The sequence below is a fragment of the Suipraeoptans intestinalis genome, assembly GCF_009696485.1.
In the GTDB taxonomy this organism is placed as follows: Bacteria; Bacillota; Clostridia; order Lachnospirales; family Lachnospiraceae; genus Suipraeoptans; species Suipraeoptans intestinalis.
In genome coordinates, this window is the sequence record NZ_VULY01000018.1 from 2,171,117 (window position 1) to 2,187,704 (window position 16,588).

The 16,588-nt window shown below is 49.4% G+C and carries 22 protein-coding genes; 20 read left to right on the forward strand and 2 right to left on the reverse strand.

Annotated elements, in window-relative coordinates:
• Nucleotides 1–146: 146 nt before the first annotated feature.
• Nucleotides 147–761 (forward strand): HD domain-containing protein, encoded by a 615-nt coding sequence (locus FYJ34_RS10790; RefSeq protein ID WP_154478520.1) that lies wholly within the window; start codon nucleotides 147–149, stop codon nucleotides 759–761.
• A 29-nt stretch (nucleotides 762–790) separates the two neighbouring features.
• On the opposite strand, the gene rarD is transcribed toward FYJ34_RS10790, so the two are convergent.
• Both rarD and FYJ34_RS10800 read right to left on the reverse strand, forming a co-directional pair.
• Nucleotides 791–1,672: an EamA family transporter RarD gene (rarD, locus tag FYJ34_RS10795; protein ID WP_154478522.1), complete on the reverse strand. Its 882-nt coding sequence runs from the start codon at nucleotides 1,670–1,672 to the stop codon at nucleotides 791–793.
• The gene (locus FYJ34_RS10800; RefSeq protein WP_154478524.1) at nucleotides 1,665–2,405 is read right to left on the reverse strand and encodes a tRNA pseudouridine synthase A; all 741 of its coding nucleotides are present in this window, start codon (nucleotides 2,403–2,405) and stop codon (nucleotides 1,665–1,667) included. Before FYJ34_RS10800 ends, rarD begins: the two co-directional genes overlap by 8 nt.
• A 209-nt stretch (nucleotides 2,406–2,614) precedes the next feature.
• Between FYJ34_RS10800 and FYJ34_RS10805 the strand changes: the two genes are divergently transcribed.
• From FYJ34_RS10805 to FYJ34_RS10895, 19 genes are all read left to right on the forward strand, one after another.
• Nucleotides 2,615–3,091, forward strand: a complete 477-nt coding sequence (locus tag FYJ34_RS10805) for an acyl-CoA thioesterase (RefSeq protein ID WP_154478526.1) — start codon at nucleotides 2,615–2,617, stop codon at nucleotides 3,089–3,091.
• Between the two features lie 139 nt (nucleotides 3,092–3,230).
• Nucleotides 3,231–3,575 carry a YlxM family DNA-binding protein gene (gene ylxM, locus FYJ34_RS10810; RefSeq protein WP_173017097.1) on the forward strand — a complete coding sequence of 115 codons (345 nt, stop codon included), beginning with the start codon at nucleotides 3,231–3,233 and terminating at the stop codon, nucleotides 3,573–3,575.
• Between the two features lies 1 nt (nucleotide 3,576).
• Nucleotides 3,577–4,920: a signal recognition particle protein gene (gene ffh / locus FYJ34_RS10815; protein WP_154478530.1), complete on the forward strand. Its 1,344-nt coding sequence runs from the start codon at nucleotides 3,577–3,579 to the stop codon at nucleotides 4,918–4,920.
• 77 nt (nucleotides 4,921–4,997) lie between these two features.
• On the forward strand, nucleotides 4,998–5,243 hold the full coding sequence (gene rpsP / locus FYJ34_RS10820; protein WP_154478532.1) for a 30S ribosomal protein S16: 246 nt from the start codon (nucleotides 4,998–5,000) through the stop codon (nucleotides 5,241–5,243).
• A 26-nt stretch (nucleotides 5,244–5,269) separates the two neighbouring features.
• Complete coding sequence (locus tag FYJ34_RS10825) at nucleotides 5,270–5,500, forward strand: KH domain-containing protein (protein ID WP_154478534.1); 231 nt, start codon at nucleotides 5,270–5,272, stop codon at nucleotides 5,498–5,500.
• A gap of 66 nt (nucleotides 5,501–5,566) precedes the next feature.
• Nucleotides 5,567–6,073: a ribosome maturation factor RimM gene (rimM, locus tag FYJ34_RS10830; protein ID WP_154478536.1), complete on the forward strand. Its 507-nt coding sequence runs from the start codon at nucleotides 5,567–5,569 to the stop codon at nucleotides 6,071–6,073.
• Nucleotides 6,074–6,078: 5 nt separating this feature from the next.
• Complete coding sequence (trmD, locus tag FYJ34_RS10835) at nucleotides 6,079–6,852, forward strand: tRNA (guanosine(37)-N1)-methyltransferase TrmD (RefSeq protein ID WP_154478538.1); 774 nt, start codon at nucleotides 6,079–6,081, stop codon at nucleotides 6,850–6,852.
• Entirely contained in the window at nucleotides 6,837–7,565 is a 729-nt protein-coding gene (locus FYJ34_RS10840; RefSeq protein ID WP_154478540.1) for an NAD-dependent protein deacylase, read from the forward strand. Before trmD ends, FYJ34_RS10840 begins: the two co-directional genes overlap by 16 nt.
• 221 nt (nucleotides 7,566–7,786) lie before the next feature.
• The gene (gene rplS, locus FYJ34_RS10845; protein ID WP_154478542.1) at nucleotides 7,787–8,134 is read left to right on the forward strand and encodes a 50S ribosomal protein L19; all 348 of its coding nucleotides are present in this window, start codon (nucleotides 7,787–7,789) and stop codon (nucleotides 8,132–8,134) included.
• A gap of 62 nt (nucleotides 8,135–8,196) precedes the next feature.
• The gene (gene lepB, locus FYJ34_RS10850) at nucleotides 8,197–8,847 is read left to right on the forward strand and encodes a signal peptidase I (protein ID WP_235899439.1); all 651 of its coding nucleotides are present in this window, start codon (nucleotides 8,197–8,199) and stop codon (nucleotides 8,845–8,847) included.
• A 10-nt stretch (nucleotides 8,848–8,857) separates the two neighbouring features.
• Nucleotides 8,858–9,715: a ribosome biogenesis GTPase YlqF gene (ylqF, locus tag FYJ34_RS10855; protein ID WP_154478544.1), complete on the forward strand. Its 858-nt coding sequence runs from the start codon at nucleotides 8,858–8,860 to the stop codon at nucleotides 9,713–9,715.
• On the forward strand, nucleotides 9,712–10,293 hold the full coding sequence (gene lepB, locus FYJ34_RS10860; protein ID WP_154478546.1) for a signal peptidase I: 582 nt from the start codon (nucleotides 9,712–9,714) through the stop codon (nucleotides 10,291–10,293). The genes ylqF and lepB (FYJ34_RS10860) overlap by 4 nt, the downstream gene beginning before the upstream one ends.
• Nucleotides 10,286–11,089 (forward strand): ribonuclease HII, encoded by an 804-nt coding sequence (locus tag FYJ34_RS10865; RefSeq protein ID WP_154478548.1) that lies wholly within the window; start codon nucleotides 10,286–10,288, stop codon nucleotides 11,087–11,089. The genes lepB (FYJ34_RS10860) and FYJ34_RS10865 overlap by 8 nt, the downstream gene beginning before the upstream one ends.
• 106 nt (nucleotides 11,090–11,195) lie before the next feature.
• Nucleotides 11,196–11,561 (forward strand): YraN family protein, encoded by a 366-nt coding sequence (locus FYJ34_RS10870; protein ID WP_154478550.1) that lies wholly within the window; start codon nucleotides 11,196–11,198, stop codon nucleotides 11,559–11,561.
• A gap of 25 nt (nucleotides 11,562–11,586) precedes the next feature.
• Complete coding sequence (gene pgeF / locus FYJ34_RS10875) at nucleotides 11,587–12,420, forward strand: peptidoglycan editing factor PgeF (protein ID WP_154478552.1); 834 nt, start codon at nucleotides 11,587–11,589, stop codon at nucleotides 12,418–12,420.
• Nucleotides 12,421–12,430: 10 nt separating this feature from the next.
• Nucleotides 12,431–13,318: a mechanosensitive ion channel family protein gene (locus FYJ34_RS10880; protein ID WP_173017098.1), complete on the forward strand. Its 888-nt coding sequence runs from the start codon at nucleotides 12,431–12,433 to the stop codon at nucleotides 13,316–13,318.
• Nucleotides 13,319–13,549: 231 nt separating this feature from the next.
• Nucleotides 13,550–14,287 carry a 30S ribosomal protein S2 gene (gene rpsB / locus FYJ34_RS10885; RefSeq protein ID WP_154478554.1) on the forward strand — a complete coding sequence of 246 codons (738 nt, stop codon included), beginning with the start codon at nucleotides 13,550–13,552 and terminating at the stop codon, nucleotides 14,285–14,287.
• A gap of 51 nt (nucleotides 14,288–14,338) precedes the next feature.
• Complete coding sequence (tsf, locus tag FYJ34_RS10890) at nucleotides 14,339–15,259, forward strand: translation elongation factor Ts (RefSeq protein ID WP_154478556.1); 921 nt, start codon at nucleotides 14,339–14,341, stop codon at nucleotides 15,257–15,259.
• Between the two features lie 95 nt (nucleotides 15,260–15,354).
• On the forward strand, nucleotides 15,355–16,569 hold the full coding sequence (locus FYJ34_RS10895; RefSeq protein WP_154478558.1) for a dicarboxylate/amino acid:cation symporter: 1,215 nt from the start codon (nucleotides 15,355–15,357) through the stop codon (nucleotides 16,567–16,569).
• Nucleotides 16,570–16,588: the final 19 nt, after the last annotated feature.

Consider the following 16,588-nt stretch of genomic DNA (forward strand, 5'->3'; position numbering starts at 1 on the left):
AAAAACGGGAAAGCCGGAAGGAGGAAAACAGACAGAGAGGAAGAAAACTGCCTGTGGAGAAAACAGGGGTGTTGTGGTAGGATGAAAAGCAGGAGGTCTTTTGCCTCGATACAAATGAAGAAACAACAGAAAAAGAAGGTGGAAACTTGGACTACGACAGAGTATTAAAGATCATGAAGGTAGCAGAACGGCTGAAATGTAACCCCAGGCATTCCTGGACCAGCACCGGGAGAAGGGAAAGCGTAGCGGAGCATACCTACAGGCTGTGCCTGTTTGCCTGGCTGGTGGGAAGAGAATTTCCGGAATGTGATCAGGAGAAGCTGATGAAGATGTGCCTGTTTCATGATCTGGGAGAGGCGGTAACGGGGGACATTCCCTGTTTTGAGAAAAAAGAAGCGGACAGAGAAACGGAAAAGCAGGCAATCGATACATTACTGTCAGAACTGCTTCCTTGGGAGGAAGAGGCAGAGCTTCGGGAATTGTTTGTAGAAATGGAAGCGTGCGTGACACCAGAGGCCAGGATATTTCACGCTCTGGACAAAATGGAAGCGGTAATCCAGCATAATGAAGCGCCCATAGCTACCTGGATCCCGCTGGAACATGAATTGCAGCTGACTTACGGGGAGAAAGAAGCGGGATTTCATCCCTATCTGCGAGGACTTCGGGAGAGATTGAAGCAGGATTCGCAGGAGAAAATGCAAAAAGAATTGCCTGAAATGGGGAAGAAGGAACAAAACAGTGAAAGAGAAACAGACAGGTGAACGCAAAAGCAGGAGAGGCAGGGAGGAGATCATCCCTGCTTTCTTAGTTTCAGCTTACCCCAGACGGACAGAAGGATCCCCAGCCAGATCAGGGAAAAAGAAATCTTTTCTCCAAAAGAAGGAGATTCCCGGTAATGAAAGATACCGATCAAAAATTGAATGGTAGGATTCAGATACATCAGGATGCCTGACAGATAATAGGGAACCTTTTTGATGCCGGAACTGTATACAAGAAGAGGCACGGAAGTCACAAGTCCGCACAGCGGGAGCAAAAGAAACTGACTGCCGTGAAGAATTCCCAGGCTCCCCTTATGCGAAAGCTCCATCCAGATGATGAAAGGAAGAGCGAGAGGGGTGACGCACAGGGTTTCCAAAAACAGAGAAACGATGGGATCTGTGGGGAGAGAGTTTTTGACGGCTCCATAAACGGCAAAGGTGGAAGCGATCAGTATGGTAAAAAGAGGGATGGCTCTGGTGTAAAAAATCATACAGAGCAGACCGAGAAAAGAAAGCAGATAAGCTCCTTTATCCCAGAAACTGAGAGATTCCTTAAAAAAGAAGATGCCGATCAGCCCCACCAGAAGAGGCTGCACAAAATAGCCCAGACTGGCGTCCAGTACATGACCGCTGCTGACCGCATAAATATAAAGCCCCCAGTTGAGGGAGATCAAAAGACCGGAAAGCAGGCAGATCCGCATAACGGAACCGGTGACAAAGGCGGCCCGGAGCAGGGCGAAGCGCTGAGTGGCTAAAATCACCACAAAAAGAAGACCCATAGACCAGAAGATCCGTTGAGCCAGAACATATACCGGATGCACATGGGATAAGAGTCCCCAAAACAGAGTGAGGAACCCCCAGCACACATAGGAAAACAGGATTTCGGCGGTGCCAAGGGTCTGCTCTTTATTCATAGGACACTTCCTGTAGGTAGAGTCCCTTTGGATCGCAGGGATTGCTTGCCGGCAGGTTTCCGGCAAAGATCTCCTCGATCTCTTCCTTTTTCCGAATGCCAAGGCCGATATCCAGAAGGGTTCCGATCAGGATGCGCGCCATGTTGTGAAGAAAATCATCTGCCTTGATGGTGATCAGCATTTCCTCGATATCTGCGTAGATGTCCAGGTCATAGATGGTCTTGACGGTAGACTTGCTCTTTTTTACAGAAGAAAAGTTGCGAAAATCATGGGTGCCTATGAGAGAGAGGGCGGCCTGCTGCATGACTTTCTTATCCGGGATCTTAAAGCTGTGATAGATATACCGCCTGTCAAATACGCTGGGAACCTCGTCGATAGTGATCCGGTAAACATAGGTTTTGGACAGGGCGTTCAACTGCGCATGAAATCTTTCCGGCTTTTCTTCCACTTTGGTGACAGCAATGTCCATAGGAAGATAGCGGTTCAGATAATGCTGGATTTCTTTGGTGGTCATGCTGCACTCTGTTTTGAAGTTAGCAACCTGAAGGTAGGCGTGCACCCCGACCTCTGTGCGGCAGCCGCAGTGAAGCTCGCAGAGATATTCCCCCGTCATTTTCCGCAGGACTTCGATGATCTTGTTGGAGATGGTATTGCCGGATTCGTCCTTTCCCAGGCGGGTCCAGCCCTGATACCTGCTCCCGTCATATTCGATGGTGAGTTTTATGTTTCGCATAGGATATACTCCTTTTTATAAGAGAAAGAGAACCTGTGAAAGAAGCTGTGCCGGAACTTTTCTGTCAGACAGAAAAATTTCCCGGCAGGACAACAGGTTCTGTGGATTTGTAAGTTACCGGTTCCAGTATAGCAAATCCTATGATACAATGGAAGAGTTCTTTCAGGAGAGAGAACGGAATTGTAAAATCGCAGAAGAGAGGGAAACATATGGATATGGAAAGCAGAACAGTCTCAGAGTCTGTCGTGGAGACCGTGCACATTGTCAGACCGAATCATCTAAATGCAGCCGGGCGTCTGTTTGGAGGCGTGCTGATGCAGTGGATCGACGAAGTGGCGGGCCTTGTGGGGAAAAGACACACCAGAATGAATGTGATCACCGCTTCCGTGGATAATCTGAAATTTTTGCATGGAGCCTACCAGAAGGATGTGATCGTCATCATAGGAAAGACGACTTATGTGGGCAATACCTCTATGGAGGTAAAGGTGGATACCTATGTAGAGCATATGGACGGAGGAAGGACGCTGATCAACCGGGCATATTTTACCATGGTGGCGCTGGATGAGAACGACAGGCCGGCAAGGGTTCCAAGACTGGAGCTGGAAAAAGAGGAAGAGTACGAAGAGTGGGAGAAGGCCAAAAAGCGTCAGGAAGTCAGAAAGATGAGAAAAGAAGAGGACTTTTGATCTGGTGAGGAGTTTTCTTCAGAAGGGAATTTTGGCGCACGGGCGGGCTTGAGAGACCGGAAAGCAGGAAAAGACAGGTGTCAAGAAAAAATACTTGACACCTGTCTTTTTGCGGTGTATGATAGCACAGGTGATGAAAATGGATGAACTTTTGGAACGTACATTATTATTCGATTTTTACGGCGAGCTTCTGACAAAGCACCAGAAGGAGATCTACGAGCAGTATATTTCAGAGGATCTTTCTCTGGGAGAGATCGCAAAAGAAGCCGGAATCAGCAGGCAGGGAGTCCATGACCTGATCAGAAGATGCTCTGCTACCCTAAAAGGGTACGAGGAGAAGCTGCATCTGGTAGGACGGTTTGTGTCTGTGCGGGAGAAGGCCAGGAGGCTGGAAGAGCTGCTGGAGGACAAGGACGGATCTGATGCAGAAGCCTGTCTGGAGAAAGCCCGGAAGCTTTCCCGGGAGATCATAGAGGAATTGTAAAATGGCATTTGACAGTTTAACAGAAAAATTACAAAATATATTCAGGCAGCTAAGGAGCAAAGGACGACTGACGGAAGAGGACGTAAAGGAAGCCCTAAAGGAGATCAAGCGGGCGCTTCTGGCAGCAGACGTCAACTTTAAAGTTGTCAAAGAATTTATCGGAAATGTACAGCAAAGAGCGGTGGGGCAGGACGTAATGAACGGATTGAACCCGGGACAGATGGTGGTCAAGATCGTCAACGAAGAGCTGACTTCTCTGATGGGCTCCGAGACGACAGAGATCGCACTGCAGCCGGGGAAAGCCATGACCGTCATTATGATGGCGGGACTTCAGGGTGCGGGAAAGACTACCACCACGGCAAAGCTGGCGGGCAAATTCAAGCAAAAGGGAAAGAAGCCCTTGCTGGTAGCCTGTGACGTGTACCGGCCGGCGGCGATCTCCCAGCTAAAGATCAACGGAGAAAAGCAGCAGGTGGAAGTGTTTTCCATGGAGGATAGCCGCAAACCTGCGGAGATCGCGAGGGAGGCGGTCGCCTATGCGGAAAAGAACGGTCACAATCTCGTGATCCTGGACACGGCGGGGCGGCTTCATATCGACGAAGAGATGATGGAGGAGCTGCAGCAGATCAAAAAAGCAGTAACGGTACATCAGACCATCCTGGTGATCGACGCCATGACGGGACAGGACGCTGTAAATGCGGCAAAGGAGTTCCACGAGAAGGCGGGCATTGACGGAGTCATCATCACGAAGCTGGACGGAGACACCAGAGGCGGAGCGGCGCTGTCAGTGAAGGCGGTGACCGGAAAGCCTATATTCTATGTGGGTATGGGAGAGAAGCTGTCGGATCTGGAGCAGTTTTATCCGGAGCGGATGGCATCCAGGATCCTGGGAATGGGAGATGTGCTGTCCCTGATCGAAAAAGCAGAGGCCCAGATCGATGAGGACAAGGCGAAGGAGATGAGCCGTAAGCTAAAGAAGGCTCAGTTTGACTTTGAGGACTATCTGGAAAGTGTCAAACAGATGAAGAACATGGGAGGCATCGGCAATATCATGAACATGCTGCCGATGGGAGGACTGGGTAAGATGAAAGGTCTCAGCGAAGATCAGACTTCCCAGGCGGAAAGAAGCATGGCCAGGATGGAAGCTATGATCTATTCCATGACGGTTCAGGAAAGACGGGATCCGGATCTTCTGAATCCTTCCAGAAAGCATCGAATCGCGAAGGGCGCCGGAGTGGACATCAGCGAGGTCAACCGTATGATCAAACAGTTCGGCGAGATGAAGAAGATGATGAAGATGATGGGAAAAGGCGGAAGAAGGGGAGGATTCAGGCTTCCTTTTTAACCGGTATGGCTATGGTATATCGCAGTATGCGTTATATAGATCAAAAAGAACAGAAAGATGAATGGAGGAAAAGTAAGATGGCAGTAAAAATGAGATTAAGAAGAATGGGACAGAAGAAGGCTCCTTTTTATAGAATCATAGTGGCTGATTCAAGATCCCCAAGAGATGGAAAGTTTATCGCAGAGATCGGAACCTATGATCCGACCCGCAATCCAAGTGCGATCCATGTAAATGAAGAAGAAGCAAAGAAATGGCTGGCAAACGGAGCACAGCCGACCGAAGCAGTCAGCAAAATTTTGAAAGTGGCAGGCATCGAGAAATAAGATATGCCTTTGGAGGTGTACATTAGATGAAAAATCTTGTAGAAGTGATCGTCAAGGCGCTGGTAGACCACCCGGGAGAAGTTGTCATCCACGAAAAAGAAGAAAAGGGCGTAGAGGTCCTGGAAGTTCGTGTGGCAGAGTCAGATATGGGCAAGGTGATCGGCAAGCAGGGACGGATCGCCAAGGCGATTCGCTCTGTGGTAAAGGCTGCTGCGACAAAGGAAAACAAGAAAGTCAGTGTAGATATTATGGACTAGGGAAAGATCCCTGTGGGGCAGGCAGTTGTGACAGTCTGTCCCTGTTTCTGTTTTGAGGAGAGATGTATGGAAGAAATGTTACAGGTAGGAGTGATCGCTTCTACCCACGGGATCAGGGGAGAGGTCAAGGTGTTTCCCACCACAGACGATGTGGGACGGTTCCGGGATCTGAAACAGGTATATCTGGATACCGGCAGAGAGAAACTGCTACTGGATGTGGAATCGACAAAGTTTTTTAAACAGATGGTCATCCTGAAATTCCGGCAGTTTCAAAGCATCAATCAGGTGGAGGGCTTTAGGCGGCGCCCCTTATTGGTACGGCGGGAGGATGCTCTTCCTCTGGAAGAGGATGAATATTATATTGCGGATATGCTGGGGATGGATGTGGTACTGGAAGGGGGAGAGCATTTCGGGGTTCTTGCCGATGTGATCGAAACAGGCGCCAACGACGTATATGTGGTGGACAGCGACTGTCACGGTCAGGTGCTGCTGCCGGCCATCAAAGACTGCATCCTGTCTGTGGATATTGCACAGAGACAGATGTGCGTCAGACTTATGAAAGGACTGGTATAAAGAAGATGGAGATTCATATCATGACACTGTTTCCGGAGATGGTCATGCAGGGGCTTGGCGCCAGCATCACCGGACGGGCAATGGACAAAGGGCTGTTGAAGATCCATCCGTGGAACATCAGAGATTATGCCTTCAACAAGCACAGCAGTGTGGACGACTATCTCTACGGAGGAGGAGCCGGGATGCTGATGCAGGCAGAGCCGGTGTACCAGACCTACCAGGCGATCTGCAAAGAGACAAAGGGCCATCCAAGAGTCGTCTATCTCTGTCCGCAGGGCAGGACATTCTGCCAGGAGATGGCAGAAGAGTTTTCCGGGGAAGAGGAACTGGTGCTTCTATGCGGACATTATGAAGGGATCGATCAGCGGGTACTGGACGAGATCGTGACAGATTATGTATCCATAGGAGATTTTGTGCTCACCGGAGGAGAACTTCCGGCCATGATGCTGGTAGATGCTGTGGGGAGACTGGTTCCGGGAGTTTTAAACAACAGCCAGTCGGCAGAAAAGGAAAGCTTTCAGGAGTATCTTCTGGAGCATCCGCAGTACTCCCGTCCGGAGGTCTGGAATGGAAAAAAGGTTCCGGAGGTGTTGCTTTCCGGGCACCATGCCAATATTGAAAAATGGAAACGGCAGCAGTCCGTCCTGCAGACGGCAAAGCACAGACCGGATCTTCTGGAAAAAGCGGACCTTACCGGAGAAGAAAAACAGATGGTAAAAGAATTTCGGGAGCGGCAGGTATCTGACAAGGAGGTGTCGGACATATGCAGGAGGAATTGAGACAGATCATTGAAAAGGGGCGACGGATCGTGTTTTTTGGAGGGGCGGGAGTTTCCACAGAAAGCGGCCTTCCGGATTTTCGTTCCGAGCAGGGATTATATCAGGCAAAACAAGAATACGGATATTCTCCCGAGGAAATGTTAAGTCACAGCTTTTTCATGAAAGACAAGGAATTGTTTTTCAAATATTACAAGGAAAATCTGATCTGGAAGGAGGCGCTTCCCAATGACGCGCATCTTGCCCTGGCCAGACTGGAGCAGGAAGGGAAGCTGCGGGCGGTAGTCACGCAAAATATAGACGGGCTGCATCAGATGGCGGGAAGCAGGACCGTACTGGAGCTTCACGGCAGCGTTCAGAGAAATTATTGCATGGAGTGCGGGCAGTTCTATGATCTGGATTATATTCTGGAAAAAGATCACTGCGAAGGATATATCCCCCGATGTAAAAAGTGCGGAGGAGTGGTAAAGCCGGATGTGGTGCTGTATGAGGAGGCGTTGTCGGACACTGTTTTAAAGGAATCCATCCGAATGATCGCAGAGGCGGATGTCCTGATCGTAGGAGGAACCAGTCTGGTGGTCTATCCGGCGGCGGGACTGATCGATTATTTCAACGGCGACAGACTGGTGCTGATCAACAGACAGCCCACCGCCTGTGACAACAGGGCGGATCTGGTTCTGCATGATTCCATTGGGAAGGTACTGGCCTTTTCCTGAGAGGAAAGAGCAGATAACATGTGCGGATACGACAGGATAGAAAAGGCAGTGGAAAAGAAGGAAAGTCCGTGAATATGCGAGAATATACGAATGTACGAAAAAAATAAAAAATCTTGCAAAGCGGAACTAAGTGTGATAAGATAGGACAGGTTATGAGAAGGAAGATGGTCCGCTGGTACGAAGGTATTAAGAACATCCAGTTTTAATAGGAGGAAAATAGCATGAATGAAATTATCAGAAGCCTGGAAGCGGAGCAGTTAAAGGCAGAGGCGCCTCAGTTTCGCGTGGGAGATACCGTAAAGGTATACGGAAAGATCAAAGAAGGAAACAGAGAAAGAGTACAGGTATTTGAAGGCACCGTACTGAAAAGACAGGGCGGAGGCTCCAAAGAGACCTTTACCGTAAGAAAGAACTCCAACGGGGTAGGCGTGGAAAAAACTTGGCCGCTGCACTCTCCAAATGTGGAAAGAGTAGAAGTTGTTCGCAGAGGTAAAGTAAGAAGAGCGAAACTGAACTACTTAAGAGACCGTGTAGGTAAGAGAGCAAAAGTAAAAGAACTGGTAAAATAGAGATGAGGGAAGAGGGCAAGTACATAGCGTATGTTGCCCTTTTTTGCTATATGAGAGGGATTATGAAGAAAAGAACCAAAAATTCCTATATCAGCTCCTACAAAAGAAAAAAACGGATCATGCAGCTGGCGAAAGGGAAGCAGGGCGGCAAAAAACGGAGAAAAGAACTGCTGAAAGCGTTGTGGAAGCGCCTTCCGAAAGCCGGAATATGGGTGTTCCAGATTGTGATCGTGTGCCTGCTGGCATTTGTACTGGTCTATTATTTCGGTCAGAGAGTCAGCACGGTGGGGGACTCCATGCGTCCTGTCCTGCAAAATAAGGATGTGGTACTGGTCAATCGGATGGTGTACAATGTCAGCGTACCGAAGCGGGGGGATGTGATCGTATTTAAACCCAAGGGGAACGAGAACTCCCACTACTACATGAAACGGATCGTGGGACTGCCGGGCGAGACTGTGGAGATCATTGAAAACAACGTCTATATCAACGGGAAAAAATTAAAAGAAGACTATCAGGTGACGGACATAGATGACGTGGGGATCGTGCATGAAAAGATGCAGCTGTCGAAAGAGGAGTATTTTGTCCTGGGAGACAACCGGAAAAACAGCGAGGACAGCCGGGACGCCGACGTGGGAAATGTAAAAAAAGAGTACATCTATGGGAAGGCATGGATGGTTATTTCTTTTACCAGACAATTTGGATGGATTCGATAAGGAGAAACAGATGCAAGTACAATGGTATCCTGGTCATATGACAAAAGCAAAGCGTATGATGCAGGAAAATATAAAACTGGTGGATCTCATCATAGAGCTGGTGGACGCCAGAGCTCCCATCAGCAGCCGGAACCCGGATATAGATACTCTGGGAGCGGGAAAATCCAGGCTGATCCTGCTGAATAAAGCAGATCTGGCAGAGGAGCACTGGAACAGCCGGTGGATCGAGCATTTTAAAGAGAAAGGGATCCTGGCAGTAAAGGTCAATTCCAAAAAGGGCGGAGGGATAAAATCTATCCAGGGAGTGATCCAGGAAGCCTGCAAGGAAAAGATGGAAAGAGACAGAAAGAGAGGGATCCTGAACCGCCCGGTCAGAGCGATGGTGGCCGGCATCCCAAACGTGGGGAAATCCACCTTTATCAACAGTCTTGCGGGAAAAGCCTGCACGAAGACGGGGAACAAGCCGGGAGTTACCAGAGGAAAACAGTGGATCCGCCTGAACCGCCAGGTGGAGCTTTTGGATACACCGGGGATCCTGTGGCCGAAGTTTGAAGATCAGAGGATCGGTCTTTGTCTGGCGATGATCGGTTCCATAAAGGAAGAAGTCCTAAATCTGGAAGAGCTGGCGGCGCACGCCGTTTCCTTTCTGAACCGGGAGTATCCGGGAATGTTAGAGGACAAGTATGGGACGTCCCGCTGCGAAGATCCCTATGAGGCGCTGGCAGCCATTGCGCAAAGCAGAAACTGCCTGCTAAAAGGGGGAGAAGCAGACATTGAAAAAGCGGCGCTGCTTTTTCTGGATGATTTTAGAAACGGAAGACTGGGCAGGCTGACACTGGAGCGCCCGGTTAAGGAGGAAATAGAATGAGCAGGAAAACAGAAGGGGAAGGACTGCTGGTCCGCGTATTTGGGAAAGTGATCGGGGGGATTCTTGGCTGGATCCTTTATCTGCTGATCATCGTAGGGCTGACCTATCTGATCATTACCTATGTGGGGCAGCGGACCCGGGTCAGTGGTTCTTCCATGGAAACGACCTTAAGCGACGGCGATAATCTGATCGTGGACAAACTGTCCTATCATTTCCGTGCCCCCAGCCGATTTGACATTGTGGTATTCCCCTATCAGTATGCGGAAAACACCTATTATATCAAGCGGATCATCGGCCTGCCCGGGGATACGGTACAGGTGATCGACGGGTATGTGTGGATCAACGGAGAACGGCTGGAATCAGACACCTACGGGAATGAAGTGATGAACAGTCCGGGGATTGCAGCAGAACCTATCACGCTGGGAGAGGATGAGTATTTTGTACTGGGAGACAACAGGAATCACAGTGCGGACAGCCGGGAGCCCAGCGTAGGAGTCATCAAAAGGAAAAACCTGATGGGCCGGGCGTGGGTAAGGATCTATCCTTTCGATAAAGTGGGGACGATCCGGCATGAGTAGAAGGAAGGACGATCCGATCGCCGGATGTAAAGGACAGGAAGCGTCGGAATCACAAAAAAAAGATCAGACAGAAAACGGGACGCCAAAAAACAGACAGGAGAAGCGGCAGGCAGAACAAGGACCAAGCAGAAAACAGATCAGGGAAGCGGAGAAGAAACAGAGACAGGAAGAACGCCTCCAAAAGGAGCGGGCACGTACAGAGCAGATGTACCAGTTTGAAGAAGCATACAGAGAGTACCAGGCTATTTGCGGAATTGACGAGGTGGGAAGAGGTCCTTTTGCGGGGCCGGTAGTGGCGGCAGCGGTGATCCTGCCCAAAGAAGAACGGCTGCTTTATCTGAATGATTCCAAGAAGCTGACTGAAAAGAAGCGGGAACTGTTATATGAGAAGATCATGGAAAAAGCGGTGGCAGTAGGGATCGGGATGGTCAGTCCGGCCAGGATCGATGCCATCAATATTTTGCAGGCCACCTATGAGGCTATGCGGATGGCGGTATCTGAGCTTTCGGTGGCGCCGGACCTGCTGTTGAACGATGCGGTGACGATTCCGGAACTTCCCATGAAGCAGGTGCCTATCATCAAAGGAGATGCCAAAAGTGCTTCCATTGCGGCGGCAAGTATCGTCGCAAAGGTGACCAGGGACCGGCTGATGTGTGAATATGACAAAATACTTCCGGGATACGGCTTTGCCTCCAACAAGGGGTATGGAACCAAAGCCCATATCGAAGGGCTGCAAAAGCTGGGAGTAACACCCATCCACCGACGCACTTTTTTGAAGAACTATATAGACGATTGATTTTTCTTAAAATATCATAAAACAAAAGATTTTCTCTGAAAGACTATGGGAATGGCAGACTTTTTGAAAAATCAGACGGAGAGTGGATTCTCTTTGGGGAAAGCGGATGGCACAGAAAAAGAGACAAAAAGCAGATACCAGACGGCAGACAGGGAAGGCCTATGAAGAAAGAGCGGCGGCTTTTCTTCAGAACCGGGGATATACGGTCATAGAACGTAATGTATTCAGCCGGATCGGAGAGATCGATATCGTTGCAGAAGAAGGAGGATATCTGGTGTTTTGCGAGGTGAAATACCGGAGAAAAGGAACCTTCGGAATAGCGGCGGAAGCAGTAGACGCAAGAAAGCAGAAAAAGCTGTTTTACTGTGCGATGGAATATCTCAGGCAAAAAGGCCTGCAGGAAATCCCCTGCCGCTTTGATGTGGTGGCATTTGACGGGGAAAGTGTCGAAGTTTATCAAAACGCATTTTGAAGTGAAAAGAAACGGAGGCGGAAGCATGAAACCGGAGCTTACCTACAAACCGGGCAGCAGAACGTTTGTACCGAAGGAGCAGCAAGGGGTTCCTTTTTTGTCCTGTGAGGGACTGGAAAAAACAGGGATCGTACATCAGGGCTTTTCCACCAGACTGGGAGGGGTCAGCAAAGGGTGCTACAGCACCATGAATATCAGTACCAGCAGAGGGGATGATCCGGCTGCCATCCGGGAGAATCAGAGGAGGATCGCAAAAGCCATAGGGATAGAACCGGAATCTATGGTATACACCCATCAGGTACATGGCACCAGGGTGGTGCGGGTTGGAAGAGACGACTGTGGAACCTGTATTCCTGAGACAGACGGACTGGTCACAAACGAAACAGGAGTCTGCCTGGTTACTTTTTTTGCGGACTGCGTTCCTCTGTTTTTTATCGACAGAAAGAATCGTGCCATCGGACTGAGCCATTCCGGGTGGCGGGGAACGGTAGGCCGTATGGGAGAAGTGACGCTAAGGAGGATGGCAGAGGAATTTGGAACCCGAAGCGAAGACGTAACGGCGGCCATTGCTCCTTCCATCTGCCAGGACTGCTACGAGGTCAGTGAAGATGTAGTGGAACAGTTTCGGCGGGCGTTTGACGAGAGGCTGTGGCAGGATATTTTTTATGAAAAAGGGCGGGGGAAGTACCAGCTAAATCTTTGGAAGGCCAATGAATACGTGCTGTTGGAAGCAGGGATCAAAAGGGAAAACCTGTTTGTAACGACCATCTGCACCCATTGCAACCCCCAGATACTGTTTTCCCACAGAAGGACGGGAAATCAGAGGGGCAATCTAAGCGCCTTTCTTGCACTGAAATAGGAGTAGGAAAATGGAGATGTGTGTATTAACGACGGAAAGTACAAAAGAAGTGACAGAAACGGTACAGGATACGGTAGGTGAAGTTGGCAGGATGACAGAATACCTGCAAAACCACCTTCCGGATATCCTGGCCTATGGGATCAGGGTGCTCCTGGCACTAGTGGTGTTTTTTGTGGGACGCATCGTCATCAAGTGGATACGGGCGCTGGTGGGGCGTTCCTTTCAGCGTTCCGGAGTGGATGCAGGCGTCAGGCAGTTTACCGATTCCTTCCTCAAATTTGCGCTGTATGTGGTGCTGATCTTCAGCATCGTAACCAAGCTTGGCGTAGACACGGCGTCGGTGGCGGCTGTTCTGGCGTCGGCGGGAGTGGCCATCGGCCTGGCGCTGCAGGGAAGTCTGGCAAACTTTGCCGGAGGAGTACTGATCCTGCTTTTAAAGCCGTTTGAGGTAGGGGATTATATTGTGGAGGATACCAATAAAAATGAGGGAACTGTGAAAGAAATCCAAATTTTTTACACGAAACTCAGTACCCTGGACAATAAGACCATCGTGATCCCAAACGGGATGCTGACCAACAACAGCATCACCAACGTAACGGCCAAAAATGAAAGGAGACTGGATCTTAGAGTGACGATCGCCTACGATTCAGATCTTCGCCGGGCAAAACAGCTGCTGGAGCAGGTGGTAAAAACAGACGGGCAGATTCTGCAGGAAGAGGAGATACTGATTTTTGTGGATGAGCTGGGAGAAAGAGGCGTTGTTCTGGGAGCCAGGGCCTGGGTGGTCAGCGAGCATTACTGGGAAGCCAGATGGCGCATCCTGGAAAATATCCGGCTCGCATTTGAAGAGCATGGGGTCCGCCTTCCGGAAGTGGGAGTGATCAGCAGACCCAGATAGGAGAGCGAAGATCAAAGAGCTTACGAAGAATCTGCAAATACCCTGCAGCGCGCTGCCAAACCGGTGGAAACCTTGAAAACAAAAGGGTTTTCTCTTGAAATCTTTTTGAAAATATGATAACATCTAAAGGTCGCAAAAAACACGCATTTGTTTGCCGGAGACGGTGCCGCAGGATCTGCGGTTTGAAGGCTTACACATATGCGGAAGAAAAAACCAAATGGAGGAAAAAACATGAGTGTAATTTCAATGAAACAGCTTTTGGAGGCAGGTGTACATTTTGGACACCAGACAAGAAGATGGAACCCGAAAATGGCCCCGTATATCTACACAGAGAGAAACGGGATCTACATCATTGACCTGCAGAAATCTGTAGGAAAAGTAGATGAGGCTTACCAGGCGATCTCTGATGTAGCGGCAGAGGGCGGAACCGTTCTGTTTGTAGGAACCAAGAAGCAGGCACAGGATGCGATCCGTACAGAAGCAGAGCGCTGCGGTATGTACTATGTAAATGAGAGATGGCTGGGTGGTATGCTGACCAACTTCAAGACCATCAAGAGCAGAGTGGCACGTCTGAAAGAGATCGAGAGAATGTCAGAAGACGGAACCTTTGAGGTGCTGCCGAAGAAGGAAGTGATCCAGTTGAGAAAAGAATGGGAAAAGCTGGAGAAGAACCTGGGCGGAATCAAGGATATGAACAGACTGCCGGATGTGATCTTCATCGTAGATCCGAAAAAAGAGAGAATCTGTGTGCAGGAAGCGCATACGCTGGGAATTCCGTTGGTAGGAATCGCGGACACCAACTGTGATCCGGAAGAGCTGGATTATGTGATCCCGGGAAATGACGACGCTATCCGCGCTGTCAAGCTGATCGTATCTAAGATGGCAGATGCCGTGATCGAAGCAAACCAGGGAATGACAGGAGAAGACGTATACGAAGAGGCTGTTTCCGAGGAAGAAGCGGCAGAGTAGTCATTCTCATAAAAGATAGAAAATAGAAAATAGGAACGGAGGAATAGAAGCATGGCAATTACAGCTAGCATGGTAAAAGAGCTGAGAGAAATGACCGGAGCAGGAATGATGGACTGCAAGAAGGCTCTGAATGAGACCAACGGAGACATGGATGCAGCCATTGAGTACCTGAGAAAGAACGGTCAGGCAAAGGCAGAGAAGAAGGCGGGACGTATTGCGGCTGAGGGAATCGTTATGGCAGAGGTAAGAGACGATAAGACGGCAGCGATCGTAGAGGTGAATTCTGAGACAGACTTTGTTGCAAAGAACGCAGAATTCCAGGGATTTGTAAAGGCAGTGGTAAATCAGGCGCTGGCAACAGATTCTGCGGATCTGGACGCTTTCATGGCAGAGGCATGGAACGAGGACGCTTCCAAGACAGTAAAAGACGCCTTGACAGAAAAGATTTCTGTGATCGGAGAAAATCTCAGCATCAGAAGATTTGAGAAGGTAGTATCCGAAGGGTGTGCCGTATCTTACATCCACGGCGGCGGACGGATCGGAGTCATCGTAGACGCAGAGACGGACGTTGTGAATGATGAGATCAGAACCTGCCTGAAAAATGTTGCAATGCAGGTGGCGGCAATGTCTCCCAAGTATGTATCCAGAGAGGAAGTGTCTCAGGATTATCTGGAGCACGAAAAAGAGATCCTTCTGGCACAGGCAAAGCTGGAAAATCCGAACAAGCCGGACAACATCATCGAAAAGATGATCATCGGACGTCTGAACAAAGAATTGAAAGAGATCTGCCTGCTGGATCAGGTATATGTGCAGGATGGAGATCTGACAGTAGAAAAATATGTGGAAAAAGTTGCAAAGGAAAACGGAGCAACCGTTACCGTAAAGAGATTTGTGCGTTTCGAGACCGGAGAAGGAATCGAGAAAAAGCAGGAGGACTTTGCAGCAGAAGTTGCAGCTCAGATGGGAAAATAAGCGATCCTGTGTGAAAAGCAGCCTGGCGAAATGAAAAGAAGACCCCTACGATCGGCATGTGATTCCGGTCGCAGGGGTTTTGTAGGAGAAAAGGAATGAAGAAAAAATTGTCGTTAACGACGCAGATATTTATTGCGCTGGTACTGGGGATCCTGGCGGGAATTGCCCTGACGGGACATCCGGATATCGCAACCACCTACATCAATCCCATCGGTACCATTTTTTTAAATCTGATCAAATGGATCGTGACTCCGCTGGTGTTTTTCTCAATTATGGCAGGGGTTATTTCGTTACAGGACATTAAAAAGGTGGGCTCCATTGGGGGCAAGACCATCCTGTATTATATGTGTACCACGGCATTTGCCGTCACGATAGGGCTGGCGTTTGCCAATGGGCTGAAGGGGATCTTTCCGGTGCTGAGCACGTCGGATCTGAAATATGAGGGAAGTGATCCGGTAAGTTTTATGGAAACGCTGGTCAATATGTTTCCTTCCAACTTCATAGCACCGTTTTTAGATGCAGCCATGCTGCAGGTGATCATAGGCTCCCTGCTGGTGGGGTTTGCCATTATGCAGGTGGGAGACAAGGGAAAAAAGGCTGTGCAGGCGGTGGATACCATCAATGACATTTGTCTGATGGTCATGGAACTGATCCTGAAGCTTTCTCCGATCGGAGTATTTTGCCTTCTTTGTCCGGTGGTGGCCGTGAATGGACCTTCCATCATCGGATCCCTGGCAAAGGTGCTTCTGGTAGCCTACGTATGCTATGTCGTACACGGAGTTTTTGTGTATTCCCTGTCTGTGAAAGCAGTGGCGGGGATGAATCCCGTTACGTTTTTCAAGGGGATGCTGCCGGCGATCCTGTTTGCGTTTTCGTCAGCTTCCTCTGTAGGAACGCTTCCTTTGAATATGGAATGTACGGAAAAGCTGGGGGCAAAAAAGGAAGTATCCTCTTTCGTGCTCCCACTTGGGGCGACGATCAATATGGATGGAACGGCCATCTATCAGGGAGTCTGTGTGGTATTCATTGCTTCCTGCTATGGCATCAACCTGACGATCTCCCAGATGATCACCATCGTACTGACGGCCACCCTGGCTTCCATCGGAACGGCGGGAGTGCCGGGATCCGGGATGGTGATGCTGGCCATGGTGCTGCAATCGGTGGGGCTTCCTGTGGAAGGGATCGCACTGGTAGCCGGAGTGGACAGATTGTTTGATATGGGACGGACGACGGTAAATATCACAGGAGACGCTTCCTGTGCCATTGTGGTAAATGCATTGTTGGAGAAAAAAGAAGCAAAACGGCAGTAATGACAGTGTTCTTGGAGGG